This is a genomic window from Neorhizobium sp. JUb45, assembly GCF_004343585.1.
Lineage (GTDB): Bacteria > Pseudomonadota > Alphaproteobacteria > Rhizobiales > Rhizobiaceae > Neorhizobium.
This window is the reverse complement of sequence record NZ_SLYW01000004.1, coordinates 309,012-328,101: the sequence shown is the minus strand read 5'-3', so window position 1 is coordinate 328,101 and position 19,090 is coordinate 309,012. Positions and strand designations below refer to the sequence as shown.

At 59.4% G+C, this 19,090-nt stretch carries 19 protein-coding genes; 2 read left to right on the top strand and 17 right to left on the bottom strand.

What is annotated here, in order from left to right; translation table 11 throughout:
- Positions 1-76 precede the first annotated feature (76 nt).
- The 14 genes from EDF70_RS18405 to EDF70_RS18340 all read right to left on the bottom strand — a co-directional run bounded on the left by EDF70_RS18405 (position 77) and on the right by EDF70_RS18340 (position 13,203).
- Entirely contained in the window at positions 77-496 is a 420-nt protein-coding gene (locus EDF70_RS18405; protein ID WP_132276516.1) for a helix-turn-helix domain-containing protein, read from the bottom strand.
- Between the two features lie 153 nt (positions 497-649).
- A complete protein-coding gene (gene lnt / locus EDF70_RS18400; RefSeq protein ID WP_132276514.1) occupies positions 650-2,251 on the bottom strand; it encodes an apolipoprotein N-acyltransferase in 1,602 nt (533 codons plus the stop codon).
- Between the two features lie 153 nt (positions 2,252-2,404).
- Complete coding sequence (locus tag EDF70_RS18395; RefSeq protein ID WP_132276512.1) at positions 2,405-3,595, bottom strand: hemolysin family protein; 1,191 nt, start codon at positions 3,593-3,595, stop codon at positions 2,405-2,407.
- Between the two features lie 9 nt (positions 3,596-3,604).
- Positions 3,605-4,114 (bottom strand): rRNA maturation RNase YbeY, encoded by a 510-nt coding sequence (ybeY, locus tag EDF70_RS18390; RefSeq protein ID WP_132276510.1) that lies wholly within the window; start codon positions 4,112-4,114, stop codon positions 3,605-3,607.
- Between the two features lie 18 nt (positions 4,115-4,132).
- Positions 4,133-5,191, bottom strand: a complete 1,059-nt coding sequence (locus EDF70_RS18385; protein ID WP_132276508.1) for a PhoH family protein — start codon at positions 5,189-5,191, stop codon at positions 4,133-4,135.
- Between the two features lie 32 nt (positions 5,192-5,223).
- Complete coding sequence (gene miaB / locus EDF70_RS18380; protein ID WP_132276506.1) at positions 5,224-6,627, bottom strand: tRNA (N6-isopentenyl adenosine(37)-C2)-methylthiotransferase MiaB; 1,404 nt, start codon at positions 6,625-6,627, stop codon at positions 5,224-5,226.
- Between the two features lie 43 nt (positions 6,628-6,670).
- Complete coding sequence (locus EDF70_RS18375; RefSeq protein ID WP_132276504.1) at positions 6,671-7,546, bottom strand: lysophospholipid acyltransferase family protein; 876 nt, start codon at positions 7,544-7,546, stop codon at positions 6,671-6,673.
- Positions 7,543-7,971, bottom strand: coding sequence for a Fur family transcriptional regulator (locus EDF70_RS18370; RefSeq protein WP_112733765.1), 429 nt, complete (start codon positions 7,969-7,971; stop codon positions 7,543-7,545). Before EDF70_RS18370 ends, EDF70_RS18375 begins: the two co-directional genes overlap by 4 nt.
- Positions 7,972-8,011: 40 nt before the next feature.
- The gene (locus tag EDF70_RS18365) at positions 8,012-8,506 is read right to left on the bottom strand and encodes an N-acetyltransferase (protein WP_132276502.1); all 495 of its coding nucleotides are present in this window, start codon (positions 8,504-8,506) and stop codon (positions 8,012-8,014) included.
- A 7-nt stretch (positions 8,507-8,513) separates the two neighbouring features.
- Positions 8,514-9,197 carry a tRNA (adenosine(37)-N6)-threonylcarbamoyltransferase complex dimerization subunit type 1 TsaB gene (tsaB, locus tag EDF70_RS18360; RefSeq protein WP_132276500.1) on the bottom strand — a complete coding sequence of 228 codons (684 nt, stop codon included), beginning with the start codon at positions 9,195-9,197 and terminating at the stop codon, positions 8,514-8,516.
- Positions 9,198-9,250: 53 nt separating this feature from the next.
- Positions 9,251-9,817, bottom strand: a complete 567-nt coding sequence (locus EDF70_RS18355) for a NifU family protein (protein WP_132276498.1) — start codon at positions 9,815-9,817, stop codon at positions 9,251-9,253.
- A 138-nt stretch (positions 9,818-9,955) separates the two neighbouring features.
- A complete protein-coding gene (locus EDF70_RS18350; protein ID WP_132276496.1) occupies positions 9,956-10,447 on the bottom strand; it encodes a universal stress protein in 492 nt (163 codons plus the stop codon).
- Between the two features lie 251 nt (positions 10,448-10,698).
- Entirely contained in the window at positions 10,699-11,763 is a 1,065-nt protein-coding gene (gene trpS / locus EDF70_RS18345; protein ID WP_132276494.1) for a tryptophan--tRNA ligase, read from the bottom strand.
- Between the two features lie 246 nt (positions 11,764-12,009).
- The gene (locus EDF70_RS18340; RefSeq protein ID WP_132276492.1) at positions 12,010-13,203 is read right to left on the bottom strand and encodes a hypothetical protein; all 1,194 of its coding nucleotides are present in this window, start codon (positions 13,201-13,203) and stop codon (positions 12,010-12,012) included.
- On the opposite strand from EDF70_RS18340, the gene EDF70_RS18335 reads away from it, so the two are divergent.
- Positions 13,184-13,444 carry a hypothetical protein gene (locus EDF70_RS18335; protein WP_132276490.1) on the top strand — a complete coding sequence of 87 codons (261 nt, stop codon included), beginning with the start codon at positions 13,184-13,186 and terminating at the stop codon, positions 13,442-13,444. The two genes, EDF70_RS18340 and EDF70_RS18335, sit on opposite strands and share 20 nt — an antisense overlap.
- Positions 13,445-13,707: 263 nt before the next feature.
- Positions 13,708-14,202: a D-Ala-D-Ala carboxypeptidase family metallohydrolase gene (locus tag EDF70_RS18330; protein WP_132276488.1), complete on the top strand. Its 495-nt coding sequence runs from the start codon at positions 13,708-13,710 to the stop codon at positions 14,200-14,202.
- Here the strand turns inward: EDF70_RS18330 and murJ are convergent, their stop codons facing one another.
- From murJ to EDF70_RS18315, 3 genes are all read right to left on the bottom strand, one after another.
- Positions 14,203-15,798 carry a murein biosynthesis integral membrane protein MurJ gene (murJ, locus tag EDF70_RS18325; protein WP_132276486.1) on the bottom strand — a complete coding sequence of 532 codons (1,596 nt, stop codon included), beginning with the start codon at positions 15,796-15,798 and terminating at the stop codon, positions 14,203-14,205. It abuts the gene before it with no gap.
- A gap of 120 nt (positions 15,799-15,918) precedes the next feature.
- Positions 15,919-16,158: a hypothetical protein gene (locus EDF70_RS18320; protein ID WP_132276484.1), complete on the bottom strand. Its 240-nt coding sequence runs from the start codon at positions 16,156-16,158 to the stop codon at positions 15,919-15,921.
- Positions 16,159-16,164: 6 nt separating this feature from the next.
- Entirely contained in the window at positions 16,165-19,023 is a 2,859-nt protein-coding gene (locus tag EDF70_RS18315) for a [protein-PII] uridylyltransferase (protein ID WP_132276482.1), read from the bottom strand.
- Positions 19,024-19,090: the final 67 nt, after the last annotated feature.

The following is a 19,090-nucleotide window of genomic DNA, read 5'->3' as shown; positions in this document are numbered from 1 at the left end:
GCCCAAGGCGGCGAAAAAACATAAAAAAAAGCGGCCGTGAGGCCGCTTTCGAATAAGCAGTCTTGGGAGGAAAGCGTTATTCGGTATCTGCTTCTGCAGCGAGTGCCTTGACCAGATCAACCAGACGGCGGCGAACCTTCGGGTCGGAAATCTTCACGAACGCGCGGTTGAGTTGCAGGCCTTCCGAAGAAGACAGGAAGTCGACAACGTAGTTCGAGCTGGAGGCTTCGGCCATGCCGGACTGGCCATTTGCCTGATCGCCGGGAGCATCTTCGAAGAAGAAAGAAACCGGTACGTTCAGTATGCTCGAAATATTCTGAAGACGACTGGCGCCAACGCGGTTGGTGCCCTTCTCGTATTTCTGGATCTGCTGGAAAGTAATGCCGAGGCTTTCGCCCAGCTTTTCCTGGCTCATACCCAGCATGGTACGACGAAGACGAATGCGACTACCGACGTGAATGTCAATCGGATTCGGCTTCTTCTTATTCTCAATCATCTCACAGTCCTAGTTAAGTTGCTATCAAATCCCCATGACCCGTATCCCGTGTGTAAATACACTCATTGCTAATTTAGCTGCACGCAACATAAACGAGAAAGCATATGGCAACACGATAGGCTGACAGCACTATGCAATTTTGGGGGTTTTTGGTCAATTGACGCGAGATTTAAAACCCAGACGGGAAATCAGTGCAATCAGAAACATTGCGGCCACAATCAACCATAGGTGCCCTTCCCGACTAGAATTGTTCCAATGAGAGACAGCCCCGCCACCCACGGTAGAATCGATCACGCCTTTGTGATCAAGTTCTAAACCTGTGGATATACGTCCGAAGGGGTCTACCACCGCCGATATGCCGTTGTTGGCATCGCGAATCAAAGGAAGACCCGTCTCGATTGCACGTATTCGCGCCTGCTGAAAATGCTGGTATGGACCTGGGCTGATACCGAACCAGGCGTCATTGGTTATGTTGAGGATAACGCTCGCCTTTTCTATATCCGAGGTGATTTCATCCGGAAAAATCGCCTCGTAGCAGATCAGCGGATAGAAGCTGGTTCCGGAAGGAAGCGTAATGAGACTGCGCCGGCTACCGGCCGTGTAACCGCCCGGCATATCGACGACATTGCCGATGCCGATAGAGTTAAAAAAGTCTTCATAGGGCAGGTACTCGCCAAAGGGTGTAAGATGCACCTTGTCGCTGGCGCCGATAATCTGGCCCTGGCTATCGATCGCGTAGATGGAATTGTAGTAGCGCGGCGGACGTCCGGGGCCGGCATCCTCGGCTCGAACGGCGCCGACAATCAGAACCTGACCATCCTGAAGGACGTCTGAAATGCGCACCAATGCGTCCTGGTTCTGGGTGAGGATGAACGGCAATGACGTTTCCGGCCAGACGATCACATTCGGTCTGGTGGCACCCTCGGAGGGCGGCATGGCGCTCAGTGCCAGATGCTCCTCGAAAATGGCGATACGGTCGCTGTTGTCCATCTTGCGCGCCTGATCGATGACAGGCTGCACGAGACGCACGGAAATCTCCTGCGGGGGACGAGCGGCCATGAGCGCATCAGCACCGTGCAGACGCCAAGCTCCATAACCAAGATGGGCGGCAAAAAGCGCGGAAGCGATCGAGAGCCCTGTCACCATACCCTTGCGCGTACCGATGAGAGCCGGTGCGGCAAAGATGAAGACGGCAAGTATGGAAAGCCCGAAAATGCCGACAACGCCGGCAGACTGCATCATCATCGGAATGGGCATGATGCCATAGGCAATCGTGTTCCATGGAAAACCGGTCATCACGAAGCTGCGCAGCCATTCGCCCAGGCCGAAGCCAAGCGCCAGCGCTGCAAGCCGGCCGAAACCGTCCGACCATAAAATACCGGCGATCGCAGTCGCAAGACCATAATAGAGGGCAAGGAAGGCGGGCAGGCCAAAAATGGCGAGCGGCAAGGCCCAGGCAAACTCGTCGGAATCGACCAGAAGCGCATTGCCCAGCCACCACAGGCCAGCCACGAAATAACCGAAGCCGAACAGCCAGCCGAGAATGAAGGTGGCGCGGAACCGCCTGAGGAAACCACCTTCGGAACCGGCAGTGGAACCATCCATCAGCCAGACCAGAAGCGTGAAGGAGACAAAGAGCGCGGCAAAGAAGCCGACCGGTGGCAGCGCCAGAGCACCGATCGCACCGGCAGCGATCGCCAGAAGCGCCCGCTGCCAGCCCCATAGAAGCATGACCTTGCCTGCAAGCCGCTCCATTCACACCCTCATTTCGCCCGAATCAAACCCCGCGGCAGTGTTCCAAAAAAACCGCCTTTTGTCGTGCAGCTTGTCCGTGCAGTTTTGGCGAGAGCGCAAACGGCAAAACGGCACGCTCTCGCATGCCGTTTGAGATTGTCACGCCGGATTTATTCAGGTGCGCGGCTGCTCGCTACGGGCAGCCTGTGGCGGGGCCATGCCGTTGATCGACGTCACGTCCACGCCGGAGCCGGCTTCCGCTTCCGGGCTATATTCAAGATCGGTCTTGATACGGCGACGGACGGCGGCGCGCTTGCGCAGAATGCGGACGCGCTTGATGCGGCGCGGATCGGCCTCCAGAATCTGGAATTCGAAACCGGGAACCGCCTGCACGACTTCGCCCCGCACCGGGATACGGCCAAGCGCGGAGAAGATCAGGCCGCCAAGCGTGTCGACGTCTTCGAGCTGCACACGCACGTCGAAATCCGCGCCAACCGCCTTGGCGATATCCTCCAGCTCGACACGGGCATCGGCAACAAAGACGTCTTCGCTGACCTGCGAGAACATCACTTCGTCGTCGTCGTGCTCGTCCTCGACATCACCGATCACCATCTCGACGATGTCTTCGTGGCTGACGAGACCGTCAGTGCCGCCGTATTCGTCGATGACGAGCGCCATCTGGGTGCGGGCGGCCTGCATGCTGCTCAAAAGCTCGGATGCGAGCATGGACGGCGGCACGAACAGGATTTTACGGACCAGACCGGCTTCGGCGACAGTCTTGGTGAGATCGACGCGGCCGAGATCGAAGGCGGCCTTGGCGGTGCGGGCCGGCTTTTCAGCCACTGCCCCTTCGGCGGCGATATCCACCTGAACCGTGCGCGCAGTGGCGCCGCGGCGTTTGTTGCGAGCCTGCTTGGCCAGATAGGACAGAAGATCGCGGATATGCACCATGCCGCGCGGATCATCCAGCGTGTCGGCATAGACCGGCATGCGCGAACGGCCGGTTTCCTCGAAATGGATCAGAAGGTCGCCGAGCGTCATCGTCATGTCGACGGCTTCGATATCGGCGCGGGGGATCATCACGTCTTCAACACGGACTTCGCGGAAGCGGAGGATATTGTGGAGCATTGCCCGCTCTTCTGGCGAGAACGCATTGCTGACGGCCGCATCGGTCATCAGCGCGTCGGCCAGATCCTCACGCAGTCTTTCGCCCTGCGAGGGCCGCAGCAGCCGGACGGCGCGCGACCAGAAAGACGACTGGGTCCGGTTGTTATTTTCGTGACGTAACGGACTTCCGCCCTCTTCTGAGGAGGACGATTCCGCATTGCCGTCACGGGCGGCAGCATTGCTCGAATGATCGTTCATTGTTCCAGACTATACTATCGGGTCCTGCCCCGCATAGGGGTCAGATAAGCCAAGCGTGGCCAAAATGCGAGTCTCCAATCCTTCCATCTCTTCCGCCTCCTCCGTTTCGAGGTGGTCGTAACCGAAGAGATGCAGGAAACCATGCACCATCAGATGCGTCAGATGATCGTCGAAATTCTTGTCGAGATCAACCGCCTCGCGTGCCACTGTTTCGTGTGCAATCACGATATCACCCAGCATGGGGCCGGGTTTTCCGCCCGGTTCCAGCGGGTAGGCCGGGAAGGACAAGACATTGGTCGGCTTATCCTTTTGCCGCCATTCGGCATTGATCTGCCGGATGGATTCATCGTCCGTGAAGACGAGCGAAATTTCCACCGGCAGCGGCGGAAAAGGCTGTTTTTCTGTCTCCGCAAGGAAGGTGGCGGCGGCATTGAGCACCTTTTCGCTGAGCGCGAACAGGGTTTCCTCGTCCGGCCAACCGCCTTCTTCCACGCTGATCTGTATATCGAGTTCAGGCATCAAAAAATTCCCGACCGCTTATCTGCGGTCGAGATCCTCGCTTTCCTCATGGACGGCATATTGCGCGTCATAGGCACGCACGATGCGGCCAACCAGCGGGTGACGCACGACGTCCGTATCCTGAAAGCGGATGACGGAGAGGCCTTCGACACCCTTGAGGATATGCAGGGCTTCGACCAGACCAGACTTGACGCCACGCGGCAAGTCGACCTGGCTCGGGTCGCCAGTGATGATCATCCGGCCGTTTTCACCCAGACGCGTCAGGAACATCTTCATCTGCATCGATGTGGTGTTCTGTGCCTCGTCGAGGATGATCGCGGCATTGGACAATGTGCGTCCACGCATGAAGGCGAGCGGCGCGATTTCGATGACGCCGGCCGTGATGGCGCGGTCGACCTTATCGGCCGGGATCATGTCGTAAAGCGCGTCGTAAAGCGGACGCAGATACGGATCGACCTTTTCCTTCATGTCACCGGGCAGAAAGCCAAGGCGCTCACCGGCTTCGACGGCCGGACGGGTGAGGATGATCTTGTCGACAGCGCCGCGCTCCAGAAGCTGGGCGGCGTGAGCGCAGGCGAGATAGGTCTTACCGGTACCGGCCGGGCCGACACCAAAAACCAGCTCGGTGCGCTCCAGTGCGCGCATATAAGCGTCCTGGGTCGGTGTGCGGGCCTGAATGGTTTTCTTCTTGGTTGAAATCTGGCTCATCGACAGCCGGGCCTTCTTTTCCAGCGTCGGCAGTTGCAGCTGGTCGTCCGCGGCCTGCGCCATGCGGATGGCGCCCTCGACATCGGAGATTTCCACGGAACCGCCCTTTTGCAGGCGCTCATAGAGGAAATCCAGAGCACGGCGCGCCTGATTGGTAGCCGTTACTTCGCCCGAGATGGTCACGGAATTGCCGCGCGCCCGCGCATCGACGTTGAGACGCTGTTCCAGAAGTTTTAGGTTCTGGTCGAACTGCCCAAACAGTTCGCTGGCGAGCCTGTTGTTCTCGAACGTCAGAATGAAGTGATTTGCGTCGGTCGCGGCTGGGCGTGGCTGGCGCGCTGATGAAGAAACCAATTCACGTTCGATCAATAGGCAGGCTCCCGTTTCTGTTGGTGACCTATTTAACTCCCTGCCCGCTCGGCAAACAAGCTGTTCGGCCCCGTTGCGATGATTCGCACCTGAATAATGTCACCGATTTGCGATTCTTTTGCATCAACATTCACGGATTGAAGCCATGGCGAGCGACCTATCAACTGTCCCGGCATGCGACCCGGCTTTTCCAGCAGCAAATCGATGGTTTTTCCGACGCAAGCTTCGGCAAATTCCTTCTGCTGACGCAGTAGCAGAGCCTGAAGCCGTTCCAGCCGTTCGGTCTTCACCGCTTCATCCACCTGAGAACCAAGTTCTGCGCCGGGTGTTCCCGGGCGGGTGGAATATTTGAACGAATAGGCCGAAGCGTATTTCACGTCCTCGACGATCTTCAGCGTGTCCTCGAAATCCTGATCCGTCTCACCCGGAAAACCGACGATGAAATCGCCCGACATGGCGATATCGGGACGGGCGCTGCGGATGCGCTCGATCAGACGCAGGTATTCGGCACCCGTATGACGGCGGTTCATGGCTTTGAGAATGCGGTCGGAACCGGCCTGAACCGGCAGATGCAGATAGGGCATCAGGACCCGCAGGTCGCGATGCGCCTCGATAAGACAGTCGTCCATATCGCGCGGATGGCTGGTCGTGTAACGCAGGCGGGCAAGGCCGGGAATTTCCGCCAGACGATACAGCAGTTCGCCAAGACCCCATTCGCCGCCCTTCGGGCTTTCGCCACGCCAGGCATTGACGTTCTGGCCAAGCAGGGTGATTTCGCGCACGCCGCTATCGACCAGACGCAGGGCCTCGTCGACGATCTGCGAGACAGAACGAGAGACTTCCGAACCACGTGTGTATGGCACGACGCAGAAGGTGCAGAACTTGTCGCAGCCTTCCTGAACCGTCAGGAACGAGGTAACGCCACGCGCGCGCGCTCTTGCCTTGTCGACCTTCGGCAGGTGGTCGAACTTGTCTTCGACCGCATAATCCGTTTCGACCACCCGTTCGCCCTGACGGGCACGCGCCAGAGCCTGCGGCAGGCGGTGATAGGTCTGCGGACCGACAACCACGTCGACCGCCGGTGCACGACGCAGAATTTCCTCGCCCTCGGCCTGAGCCACACAGCCGGTAACACCGATCATCAGTTCGCGACCATGTTCGGCGCGCGTGCGCTTCATGTCGCGCAGACGGCCGAGTGCGGAATAGACCTTGTCGGCCGCCTTTTCGCGGATGTGACAGGTGTTGAGCAGGATCAGATCCGCTTCACCCATTTCCTCGGTCGGAACATACCCTTCGCTCGCCAGCGCATCGCTCATGCGATTGCTGTCGTAAACGTTCATCTGACAGCCGTAGGTCTTGATGAAGACCTTGCGGGTGTTGCTGGCGACGTCAGCCTTTTCGGCCGTGTCCGGGGAAATGACGGTGATCTGGTTCATGGCCGCTCTTTACCGCAAGAAAGGCCGGATTTGAAGGGCCGTGTTACGGCGTGTCGGTCGGAGGTTGCGGCGTGTCCGCCTTGACGGGCTCGAGACCGGTCTCGGCCATTTCCGCATCCGGCGTCTTCTTCCGTACGCCGTAAAGCCGATCCTGCAGCATTTGCTTCATGGAAGCGATCACGGCTGCACTCAGATGTTTGCGGTTATCGCCTTCGCGAAACGCAATGGCCTCGCCGAAATCGACATCGACATCGATCGCTTCGGCACGGAAAATGCCCATCAGATGCGGCAGAAGCTGGATATCGCCCGGCCAGGCGGCGATCGGGCGATGGTAACGGCCCATCGGCATGCCGTAGATGCCGGTATAGGCGATGGTGACCGGCTGGACGTAGACGACCTTTTCCGGCGTGTGCGGCACGGCAGCGGTGGCGGCGCCGAACAGCGAGGATTTGACATCGAGCAGACGGTTTCCGTCCGACGTCGTGCCTTCCGGGAAGAGTACGACGATTTCGCCACCGGTCATCCGGGCAGCGATCTCGTTGACCTGTTCACCGGTGCGGCGTTTCTGTTCGCGCACCACGAAAATCGTCTTCTGCAATTTGGCGAGAATGCCGAAAACTGGCCATTCGGCCACCTCAATCTTGGCGATATAGGCGACATCTGCCACCGCGCCAAGAACGAGAATATCCTTCCACGAAGCGTGGTTGGCGGCCAGCATGACCGGCCGGCGACGCTCGACCGTGCCATGCACACGAATGCGGATGCCAAGCAGGTAACAGGCGATGCGGTGCCAGATGCGTGGGACGTAACGGCGGATTTTAAGATCGAAGGCAAGCCCGACCAGCTGGAAGGGCAAGAGGACCAGCGTCGTCAGCACAAGGCCGGTGATGATGACGGTGATCCGTATCCAGGTGATCAAGGATCATCCTTGTCGAGCGGGATGCCGTATAGCTCCAGCCTGTGGCCAACAAGGCGAAAGCCGTGCTCGCGGGCGATCCGTTCCTGCAAAGCCTCGATCTCTGCCGAATGGAACTCGATGACCGTGCCCGACTGCACATCGATCATGTGGTCGTGGTGTTCTTCCGGCACGGTTTCATACCGCGAGCGGCCATCGCGAAAATCGTGGCGCTCGATAATGCCCTCGTCCTCGAACAGTTTGACGGTTCGGTAAACGGTGGAAATGGAGATGCGCGGATCGACCTTGGAAGAGCGGCGATAGAGCTCCTCGACATCGGGATGATCGTCCGATTCCTGCAGCGTCCGGGCAATGACGCGACGCTGGTCGGTCATCCGCATGCCCCGCTCGGCACACAGTTCCTCCAGCGATTTGGTAAGATCTGTCACGTCGTTCGGCCCTGAATCATGCGAGTTGTAAAGGTTCGGTCTAGCCAAGATCGCGACGCATGACAAGCGCCGCCGCCTTCTTGCCATCGGCTGTTTCGTAGTAGGCGGGGCGTGTCGCGACCGTGGTAAAACCGAGCCTGCGATAGAGGCCGATTGCGGCGACATTACTGTCTTCCACCTCGAGAAACATCGTCTCGCCACCGCGCTCCGCCGCTTCGCGGATGGCCGATTGCATCAGCCGCCAGCCAAGGCCGGTTCGGCCGACTTTTTCCGAAACGGCGATGGTCAGGATCTCGGCTTCACCCGCCACTTCACGGGCGAGAACGAAACCGCCCAGCGGCCTGCGGAAAAACGCATTGGTCTGGTAGGCGACAAAGCCAAAGGTGTTTTCCTGGCTCAGAAGGCTGTGGATTTCGCCATCGTTCCAGCGACGGGCGAAACGAAAACCATGCAGCTCGGACACCGCCTGGCAGTCTTCGGCCTTCATGGCGACGATTTCGAAAGTGGGCTTCAAACTCAGGTAATCGTCGATCATGCGCGTCTCAGGAGCGGGCCAGTGCGAATCCGATCTGAGGTTTAGCATCCGGGCCGCGAAGGTAAAGCGGTTTCGGTTTTGCACTGCCGAAGGGTTTTGCAGCGCCCAGCTTCGCGACAGTGGCGATATCGAAGCGATCCGGCACGGTTTTGATGCCGGGTTCGCTGATTTCACCGGCTGCCGCAGCAGTGATGGCGACAGCACCTGTACCAAAAATGGTTGCACTGTGATGCGTGGCAAGAGCCGTGACGGCTTCCGGCGGCAGCGCCTGCGCTTCTTCGAGAGAAGCACCATCGGCTGCAAAGGCTTGAGCGTAAATTTCGCCGCGCTTGGCATCCATGGCGGCGATAACCGGGTGACCGGCAGCGCCGGCCAGCTGGTGGGCGGCCATGGCTTCCAGCGTGGTGATGCCGACCGCCTCGATGCCGAGCGACAGCGCAAAACCACGGGCGGCAGCGACACCGACGCGGATGCCGGTGAACGAGCCGGGGCCGATGGTGACGGCAACGCGGTTGACCTGCTGGAGCGTGATGCCTGCCTCAGTCAACGCGGCCTCGACCTGCGCCATCAGCTTTTCAGCGTGGCCCTTGCCGATCATCTCGGTCTGGATGGAGAGAATTTTGTCAGCTGTCGCATCATACAAAGCGACGGAACAATCGATGCCGGCGGTGTCGAGGGCGAGAACGATCATGACAAGTTACCGGCAGTTTGGTGCGCCGACCTTAGGCCGGCGCCAAGATTTTATCAGAGGGATTCGACGGCCTGGACTTCCGGCACAAAGTGCTTGAGCAGGTTCTGGACACCATGCTTGAGCGTGGCGGTCGATGATGGGCAACCGGCGCAGGCGCCCTTCATGTTGAGGTAGACGGTACCGTCCTTGTAACCCTTGAAGGTGATATCGCCGCCATCCTGGGCAACGGCCGGACGGACGCGGGTTTCCAGGAGTTCCTTGATGGTGGCAACGACGGTTTCGTCGCCTTCATCGAAGAACTCACCTTCCTCATCGGTGGCTTCCGCCATGGCGGAACCGCCGCCCATGACCGGCTGGCCGGACATGAAGTGTTCCATGATCGAGCCGAGAATTGCCGGCTTCAGATGCTGCCATTCGGCATCGGACTTGCTGACGGTGATGAAGTCATAACCGAAATAGACGCCGGTGACGCCCGGCACGTCGAACAGACGGGCAGCGAGCGGAGACTTTTCAGCCTCGGCAGCGGAACGGAATTCGGCGGTGCCGCTTTCCAGCACGACCTTGCCCGGCAGGAATTTCAGGGTGGCCGGGTTCGGCGTGGCTTCCGTCTGAATGAACATCTTTATGTCTCCTGGCGAAGCGCGCTCGCCCGTTTAGAATTCTTCCAAAGAAGATAAGACCGTTCAGGTTTCGGTTCAAGTGCGCCTTTGCGGAAACAAGGTCAAGGGTGAAGGTTTATGCGCGGGGACAAAAGACCTTTAGGCCAGCGCGTCGATTTCCTCGTCGGTCAGCGTGCTGGGCAGCACGGTGACGGGGATCGGAAAGGCTGCGGTGCGGCCGGCGATCGAGGTGACGAGCGGCCCCGGACCTTCCTTGGCGGAACCGGCGGCAAGCACGAGGATGGCGATATCCTGGTCTTCCTCGATCAGGGAATTGATCTCGTCGGCAGCATTGCCCTCGCGGATCACCACTTCGGGATCAATGCCGATACTTTCCCGCACGCTCTGCGCGGCCTTGGCCATCACGGCTTCGGCCTCTTCACGCGCTTCGGCACGCATGATCGCCTCGACACCCAGCCATTGCTGGAAATCGCCTTCGGGGATGAGATAGAGCAGCAAGAGTGCGCCATTGGAATTTTTGGCGCGGCGTCCGGCATAATGCACGGCCTTTTCGCATTCCGGCGTGCCATCGATGACCGCCATGAACTTGCGACGATGGCCTTCGAGACGCGATAGCCGAGTTGAAACCATGCCGATCCCCCTGATGCGCTGACACGACCCGTTTGGTCGTGATGGACATTATACAAAAGAGCGGGGATGTAAAAGCGGGGGTGGTTGAGGGCGGGGCCGCCTGCCCTCGGTCGTCATCCTCGGGCCTGTCCCGAGGATCTGCTGAGGCCCATTGCTGGCGTGATTAGATCCTCGGCACAAGGCCGAGGATGACGAGGCGGGTTTGGCAACCCTCGGGAAAACCGCCGGTCCTTGCAGACCGGCAACCGAAATCAGCGCAGGAATCCGATAATGTCGGAAACCTCGTTCATGGTCTTTTCGGCGCGGGCGCGAGCGCGTTCGCCGCCATCCTTGAGGATCGCGTCGATATGCGTCGTGTCGTCCATCAGGCGGCGCATTTCCGTGGTGATGGGGGCAAGCACCTCCACCGCCAGATCGGCGAGCGCCGGCTTGAACACCGAAAACTGCTGGCCGCCGAATTCGGCAAGCACGTCCGCCTTGGTGCGATCGGACAGGGCCGCATAGATGCCGACGAGATTGCCGGCTTCCGGGCGACCTTCGAGACCATCGACTTCGCTCGGCAAAGCATCCGGATCGGTCTTGGCCTTGCGGATCTTTTTCAAAATCGTGTCGGCATCGTCCATCAGGTTGATGCGTGACAGATCCGACGGATCCGACTTCGACATCTTCTTGGTGCCATCCTTCAAGGACATGACGCGGGGTGCCGGGCCACCGATCAGCGGCTCGACCAGCGGGAAATAACCGTGGATCGGCTCCTCACCGACGACCATGTCCACACCCGTGCCGGCCTCGCGGATTTTGGGACCGAAATCGATATTGAAACGCTGGGCGATATCGCGGGCAAGTTCCAGATGCTGCTTCTGGTCGTCACCGACCGGCACATGGGTGGCGCGGTAGACGAGGATGTCGGCAGCCATCAGGCTCGGATAGGCGAGCAGACCGAGCGAGGCGTTTTCGCGATCCTTGCCGGCCTTGTCCTTGAACTGTGTCATGCGGTTCATCCAGCCGATGCGCGCGACACAGTTGAAGATCCAGGCGAGTTCCGCATGCTGCGGCACGGCTGACTGATTGAAAACGATATGTTTGACCGGATCGATGCCCGACGCGATGAAGGCGGCGGCGATGGAGCGGATCTGGCCCTTCAGATCGTCATGGACGAGCTGGGCGGTAATGGCATGGAGATCGACGACGCAATAGATGCAGTCGTTGTTTTCCTGCAGCGCCACGAATTTGCGGATGGCGCCGAGATAGTTTCCGAGATGGAGATTGCCCGTTGGCTGTACGCCGGAAAATACGAGCGGCTTAAACGTGTTCATGTCGTCCTCATCAGGCTTGTGGAAGGCCCCAGGGCATGGTGAGCAGGACGGATAACCCGGCCTTTGGCGCTCATGTCGCCCATGTTGCTAACGGCCGGGCTTATGCACGGCGGATGGGGCGGGATCAAGAGGATGCACCCGGCGTCAGATGCATATTCTGACGCGCTCTAAGACTCATATCCCAATTCGACGACGGAGGTGGGAATGGGCTGACGCAGGATGAACAGGCCCTGCGTCCCCCTCCCCTCACAAGGACGCGATCTTGTCCGTCAGCGCCACCCAGCCGCCGGGTTCCATGATGAGTGCTGCGATATCGTATTTGCCAAGCACGGCAAGTGCCGAACGACGGGTATAAAGTTCCGTCACCAGACTGGTGGCCGGGCCGGCGTCGCGGTGGAAATAAAAGCTCTGACGGGCGTCATGAACCACCCGGTCGAAATCGCGTGACGGCAGGCGGGATTGTGGCGGATCGTGCGCTTCCAGTGCCTCACGGGCAGCGGAAAGGCCCATGCCGGTCAGGCGCGGCGGGCGATCGGCCTCGCGCAGTTTTTCATTGGCCTTTTTCAAACCCATGCCGGTCAGCCGTGGTGGACGCTTGCGGGCAAGATAATCCTCACGAGCAAAGAAATCGGCAGGATCGAGCTTGTGCATGCGACAGAAGGCGGAAAACTGTTCCTGATAGGCGCGCCAGTGGATTTCCAGCGCCAGCTTTGCGCAGTTCTTGGCGTGATAGGCCTTGTCGAACGTCTTGGCCGCAGATGCCGCGCCATTGATGCCGGCATTGACGCTGGCCGTGACGATCTCGCCAAGCACCGGAATGGAGCCGGTAACCAGCTTGGCGCCCTCGATGCCGGATTTATGCGCCTTGACCTTGATGACATCGCGCACCAGCTCGGAGAGCGTGACACCACGTTCCGCGCCCGCGCCGAGCGCATCGATCTCACGCGCGAGAATTTTCAGCTTGGTAAGATGGGCAGCTGTCGAGCCGGTCGTGTTTGCCTGTCTGGCAATCGACAGCGCATTGACCGGCAGCGCACCCATGGAAGCGGCAACCGCCACCGTGCCGGCAATGCTGAAACCGTTGCCGCCCATTTCCTTGACCCGGCGACGCTCCAGATACTTTAACGTCGCCGGGCTTTCGGTGTTGAGATCGCCCCGGCTGTGACCGTGGCCGACAAACAACGGATTGGGTGGCGCCGACACGCTTTTGGTCGCCTTGTAGCTTTTCTGGGCGCTATCGGCGACCGTCTGGGCCAAGCCCGCATAACCGGAACTGGCGCCGCCAGCGGCAGAACCAAAGGCAACATCGAGACAGGTGTTGACCACATCGGTGATGGAAAGCGGCGCATCCTTCTTGTCGTATGTGCCTTTCTTGTCGGCCTCGGCCTTCACCTTATCGGCCAATGTCGGGATGACATTCTTGCTGATCGGCGTGTTCACCGAAGGCGGATTGCGCTTGAAAGGATTGAGGGAAGACGCGTCTTTTGAAAAACCAAACATCGAAATCGGCCTTTTGCTATCGGCGCATCGACGTTTTTTTACGAAAATCCGAATGATTTTCACGGTCGATGCAGAAGGAGGAGCAGGCACTTTTTCGTCGGTGCCATATCCATCGGTGAAATGCACGGCGTATGAGGGGAAACTGGAGCAGGGTCGCGCGGTGTCAACCGTTGGATTGTGAAGGATTTTTACCAAAAATGTGACAGGTGGCATCCGGCCCGGTTTCCGGCCTTCACTGCACAAAAAGAGGCCTCGGGAAGCGGTCCTTCAATACCGCACAATGAGTACAAAAATGCGAAATTCTTAACGGATATTCATTATTATGGCAGACAGACTCCTAATTTAGAGCATTTTCTCCCTTATTGCCGTCACTTTTAGAAAAGAAATACTCCGAAATTAGCTTTCCGTTCGCCATGAGTGACGGATACGGTTTCGGAGTCCAGAATGCGCATTCTTTCCCGCGTCGCGCTTGCCTGCTTTATGACAGCCAGCGTCGTCCTTTCAGCCATTTCCGCAGACGCGGCGGATAAAAGCGGCAAACGCCGTGGCACCACCTTCAAGCATGACTATTCGGCGGCCTATACCGTGCAGCGCGTCAGCGTGCGCACCGCCTGTTTTCCGGAAAAGCTGGAAGCGATCCTCGCCCATATCCGCGCTGAGACCGGCAAGAAACCGATGGTGACGTCAGGTCACCGCCCGCGTTCGGGCACCTCGCAGCACAGCCGCTGTTATGCCGCAGACATCCGCGTGCCGGGTGTTTCGGAAAAGGCGATCCTGGCGGCAGCCGCCGGCGCGCCGGGCATTGGCGGCATCGGCCGTTATTGCAACGGCATCGTGCATGTGGACATCGGCCCGAAACGCCGCTGGGCGCATTGCGGCGGAAAATCCAAGGGCAAGGGTGGTTTGGCCAATCTGAAGCGTCACCACCGCCGCAGTTGATCAGCCTTCCGGATCGACCGTTGCTGCCGCCTGTTTTGGCTTGCGCTTGAGATTGCGGCGGATCATGCCGAGATCGGCACCGCCGATCAAAAAGGCGACTGAGAAGTAAACCAGCATCGAAATGGCAATCAGCACGCCAAGTGCCAGGACCTGCTGCAGAAAATGCGAACCGGACGCGAGCCACGGGCTGGCGTAACGCAGCGCATAGGTCAAAGCCACCGCCATGATGCCGGCAGAGACAAGCAGCATGGCCGTGCGACGGGCAAAGGCCCATTCCCATTTCAGATGGCCGCGCCAGACCAGCGTGGAAAACAGAAAGATCGTGTTGATCCAGCCGGCCGCAGCCTCCGCCGTGGCGATACCGCGTTCCTCGATCAGTGGGAAAAGCGAGATGGCGAGGCCCGAATTGACCACAACGGCCATCATGGTGAACCGCATCGGGGTTTTGGTATCTTCGCGGGCATAAAAACCGGGCTGCAGCGCCTTGATCAGCACAAAACCGGGAAGACCCAGACCGTAGATCGCGAGAATGGAACCGACAACGGCGGTGTTTTCGGCAGAAAACGCACCGCGCTCATAGAGCACGCGAATGATGGAATCCGACAGGACCCACAGCCCTGCAGCAGCAGGCAAGGTCAGGAACAGCACGAATTCGATCGAGCGGTTCTGGATATTGGCGGCTTCCTTGAGATTGCCGCCCTTCAGTGCGCGCGCCAGTTCCGGCAGAAGCACGACACCGACGGCGACACCAACGACGCCCAGAGGCAGCTGATAGATACGGTCGGCATATTGCAGGGCGGCAATCGCGCCTTCCTTGCTGGACGCGATTGCCTGGCCGATGATCTGGTTGATCTGGGTGACGCCGCCGGTGATGGCGGCAGGCACGGCAAGCACCAGCAGACGCTTGACATTGGGCGTCATGCGCGGACGGCGGAAACCGATCTTTATGCCGGCATGGCGCACGCCGACATAAACCACGGCAAGCTGCAACACACCGGCGACCAGCACGCTCCACGACAGATACCAGGCGGTGGAGAGCGGATCGGCACCGGTCCACAGCGCATAAAACAGCGCGGCGATCATCACCACGTTCAGAAAGACCGGCGCGATGGCGGCGGCAAAAAAATGATGCAGCGAATTGAGCATGCCGCTCATCATCGCCGTCAGCGACATGCACATCAGGTAAGGGAACATCACCACGGCCAAGCGAATGGTGATCGACGTCTTTTCCGGGTCATCGGCAAAACCGGGGGCGATGATCCAGGTGACCAGCCACGGCATCGCCAGTTCCATGGCGATGGTGATGATCAGCAGCGCCGAAAACAGGACGCCAAACACTTCCTCGGAAAACCGCTTGGCACCATCGATGCCGTTGGCCTCGATCTCCTTGGAGAACAGCGGCACGAAGGCGGCATTAAACGCGCCTTCGGCAAACAGCCGGCGAAAAAGATTGGGAAAGCGGAAGGCCGCGTAAAACACGTCGGCCATCGGCCCGGTGCCGAGTGCAGCCGCCATCAGGGTTTCGCGGGCAAAACCAAAAATGCGGCTGCCGAGCGTGGCACCGCCGACGGTCGCGAATTTTTTCACAAGGCTCATGCGGGGGCTCACCGGAAGGTTCGATTCGTGGGGGTGTTATAGCGGGAGGTGAAGCGGACGGCCATCTCTCGAAAGACTGAGAGATGGAGCGTATGCGAAACATGCCCGATCACCTGACAATCACAGCGCCCCGGCATCCCTCAGCCAACGGAGAGCAGCTTTCGCATCTCGCACAGCGGCAGCCATCTCGTCGTAAATTCCGGAAACGTGAGTTGGCGCCCAGTAGGTGTGGGGGCCGAGGCCAGGCACCTCGTCTTCAAGCTCTTGCTCTTCATTAAACGAGTAAAGGCCATTCCCGTGCTGAACGAATTCGACACGCGCCTTCCCGTCGGATCTTTCGATATTATGGATGATGATCATCCACCCTCACACCTTCACCTTCGGCGCACTCCCCGGCCCCAGATCCGGCGTCGATCCTTCCGAAGGTGCCGGCTCGGGTGCAATAATCCCCGATGGCATGCGGGAGCGCAACTCGTCGTCCTGATCGGTCATCACCGGTTTCAGCCTTGCGGTAATGCTTGCCTGGCGGTTTTCGTTGGTGATCTTCATGCCGACGATATCCGTCACGTAGAACGTATCGATCACCTTTTCGCCAAACGTGGTGATGTGGGCCGACTGGATATCCAGTGACAAGTCCGACAGCACGGCGGTGATTTCCGCAAGGATGCCGACGCGGTCGAGGCATTCCACTTCGATGACCGTAAACTTGTTGGACAGCGTGTTGGAGATCGTGACCGACGGATGCACGGAAAACGTCTTGTTGCGCTTCTTCGACTTGGCGCGCGAGGCGATGACTTCGGGTAAGCGTTTCTTGCCCGAAAGCACATCCTCGATCATGCGGCCAATCGTGCCGGCACGGCGCAGTTCATCGGCATCGTCGGTGAATTCACGGCTGACGAGGATGGTGTCGAGGGCGCGGCCATCGGTGGTGGTAAAGATCTGGGCGTCGGCGATATTGGCGCCGGCTGCGGCGCATGCACCGGCGATGATGGAGAGCAGGCGCGGATGGTCGGGCGCCAGAACGGTGATCTCGGTGATGGCGCGAAAACTGTCGGTGCGTACCATGGTGGCCAGCACCTTGCCGGCCTTGTCTGTATCGCGGATGAAGGCCGCATGACGGATCTGGTCGTTCAGTGGCACGGACAACAGGTAGGGCTGGTAATGCAGCTTGCCGTAGGTCTTGCGGTCCTTGGCGGTCCAGCCCTCATCCAGCGCCTGCACCAGCGCTTCTTCGGCGGCGATGGTGCGCTGCTTGCGGGAACTGTCCGAAAAACCGCCGGATAGCAGCAGTTCGGTCTCGTAATAAAGCGTGCGCAAAAGCTGGCCCTTCCAGCCGTTCCACACACCCGGCCCGACGGCGCGGATATCGCAGACGGTGAGGATGAGCAGCGCCTTGAGGCGCTCCATCGACTGCACGTGTTCGGCAAAATCGCTGATCGTCTTGCGGTCGTTGAGATCACGGGTCTGAGCGGTCATCGACATCAGCAGATGCTGGTCGATCAGCCAGACGACCAGTTCCGTCTGTTTCGGGTTGAGGCCGAAACGCGGGCAGAGCTTTCGCGCCACGCGGGCACCGGCGATGGAGTGATCCTCCTGGCGGCCCTTGGCGATATCGTGCAGCAGCACGGCCACGTAAAGCGCGGTGCGGTCCTCGATGGTCGGCATCAGCTTGTTGATCAGCGGATGTTCATCGCCGAACTTGCCTTTGTCGATATCCGACAGGGCCTCGACGGCGCGGATCAGGTGCTCGTCCACCGTATAATGGTGGTACATGCTGAACTGCATCAGCGCGACGATCTTGCCGAATTCGGGAATGAAGCGGCCGAGCACACCGGCCTCGTTCATGCGCCGCAATGTCATGGCCGGCGTGCGCGGCGAGGTGAGGATGGAGAGGAAAAGGCGGTTGGCCTCCTCGTTCTCACGCAGGTCATTGTCGATCAGCCGCAGGCCGCGATTGACCTGCTTTAGCGCATCCGGGTGATATTCCAGCCCGGCCAGATCCGCAACATGGAAAAAGCGGATGAGGCTTATCGGATCACGGCGAAATACATCGGGATCGGCAAGCGCGATACGGCCGCGATCCTCCACGAATTCGCTGCTGCCGGGAATTTTGCGGGTGCGATAGCGGAAACGGGAAATGACGCCGGTGAGGCCGGGGGCAGGTTTGGCCTGTTCCTCTTCCAGAGCGGCACACAGAATGCGGGTGAGATCGCCGACATCCTTGGTGACGAGAAAATAATGCTTCATGAAGCGCTCGACGGCCGAAAGGCCCGGACGCGCATTATATCCGATGGCGGCCGCGACTTCGCGCTGGATATCGAAGGACAGGCGTTCTTCGGCTTTGCCGGTCAAAAAATGCATGTGGCAGCGCACCGCCCAGAGAAAATCCTCGGCCTTTTCGAACAGGCGCAGCTCTGTGCGTGACAAGACACCACGTTTGACGAGAGCCGCTGCATCGCGCACGCCATAATGATATTTGGCAATCCAGAACAGCGTCTGGATATCGCGAAGCCCGCCCTTGCCTTCCTTGACGTTCGGTTCGACCAGATACCGCGTATCACCGGCCTTCTGGTGACGCATGTCGCGCTCTGCCAGTTTGGCGGCGATAAAATCCGGGCCGGAATTGTGGATGATCTCGCGATCGAAACGGTTATCGAGCTCTTCCGCCAGAGACTGTTTGCCGCAGATGAAGCGGGTTTCCAGAATTGCGGTGCGGATGGTCATGTCCTCGCGCGACAGGCGGATACATTCTTCCACCGTGCGGGTGGCATGACCAACCTTGAAGCCGAGATCCCACAGAACATAGAGCAGGAATTCCACCGATTTGCGCATGGCATCGGTGCTGGAGGCCGGCAGCAGGAAGAGAAGATCGATATCCGAGCCCGGCGCCAGCGTGCCGCGTCCATAACCGCCGACGGCGGTGATTGCCGTGGAGCCGGCCGCCTGCGGGTAAACATGCGCATCAACGAGATCATGAATGGCGACGATCAACTGGTCCTGCAGCCAGGAAATCCGCTCCGCGCACAGAATGCCGCCACCCTTGTTGGCCTCCAGCAGTTCGCGCGCCTTGTTGCGGCCGTCATTGTTGATGGTGCGCAAAAGCGGCAGAAGCGCTGCGCGCATATCGGCGGACTTGCCGGCATGGGTGGTGGCAATTGCTGCGATATCGGCCTTCAGCTTGGCGACGTCGAGCAGTTCTGGATAATCGGTATCGGGTCTGGCCATGTCTTCCTACCGGTGCCCAGGCCGCCACTCGTCCAATCGACTGGGCTTCGACCTGTGTCACACACCT

Coding starts and splice junctions, on each gene's coding strand:
- EDF70_RS18405 (WP_132276516.1), bottom strand. CDS start 496: ATGATTGAGAATAAGAAGAAGCCGAATCCGATTGACATTCACGTCGGT.
- lnt (WP_132276514.1), bottom strand. CDS start 2,251: ATGGAGCGGCTTGCAGGCAAGGTCATGCTTCTATGGGGCTGGCAGCGG.
- EDF70_RS18395 (WP_132276512.1), bottom strand. CDS start 3,595: ATGAACGATCATTCGAGCAATGCTGCCGCCCGTGACGGCAATGCGGAA.
- ybeY (WP_132276510.1), bottom strand. CDS start 4,114: ATGCCTGAACTCGATATACAGATCAGCGTGGAAGAAGGCGGTTGGCCG.
- miaB (WP_132276506.1), bottom strand. CDS start 6,627: ATGAACCAGATCACCGTCATTTCCCCGGACACGGCCGAAAAGGCTGAC.
- EDF70_RS18365 (WP_132276502.1), bottom strand. CDS start 8,506: ATGATCGACGATTACCTGAGTTTGAAGCCCACTTTCGAAATCGTCGCC.
- tsaB (WP_132276500.1), bottom strand. CDS start 9,197: ATGATCGTTCTCGCCCTCGACACCGCCGGCATCGATTGTTCCGTCGCT.
- EDF70_RS18355 (WP_132276498.1), bottom strand. CDS start 9,817: ATGTTCATTCAGACGGAAGCCACGCCGAACCCGGCCACCCTGAAATTC.
- EDF70_RS18350 (WP_132276496.1), bottom strand. CDS start 10,447: ATGGTTTCAACTCGGCTATCGCGTCTCGAAGGCCATCGTCGCAAGTTC.
- trpS (WP_132276494.1), bottom strand. CDS start 11,763: ATGAACACGTTTAAGCCGCTCGTATTTTCCGGCGTACAGCCAACGGGC.
- EDF70_RS18330 (WP_132276488.1), top strand. CDS start 13,708: ATGCGCATTCTTTCCCGCGTCGCGCTTGCCTGCTTTATGACAGCCAGC.
- murJ (WP_132276486.1), bottom strand. CDS start 15,798: ATGAGCCTTGTGAAAAAATTCGCGACCGTCGGCGGTGCCACGCTCGGC.
- EDF70_RS18320 (WP_132276484.1), bottom strand. CDS start 16,158: ATGATCATCATCCATAATATCGAAAGATCCGACGGGAAGGCGCGTGTC.
- EDF70_RS18315 (WP_132276482.1), bottom strand. CDS start 19,023: ATGGCCAGACCCGATACCGATTATCCAGAACTGCTCGACGTCGCCAAG.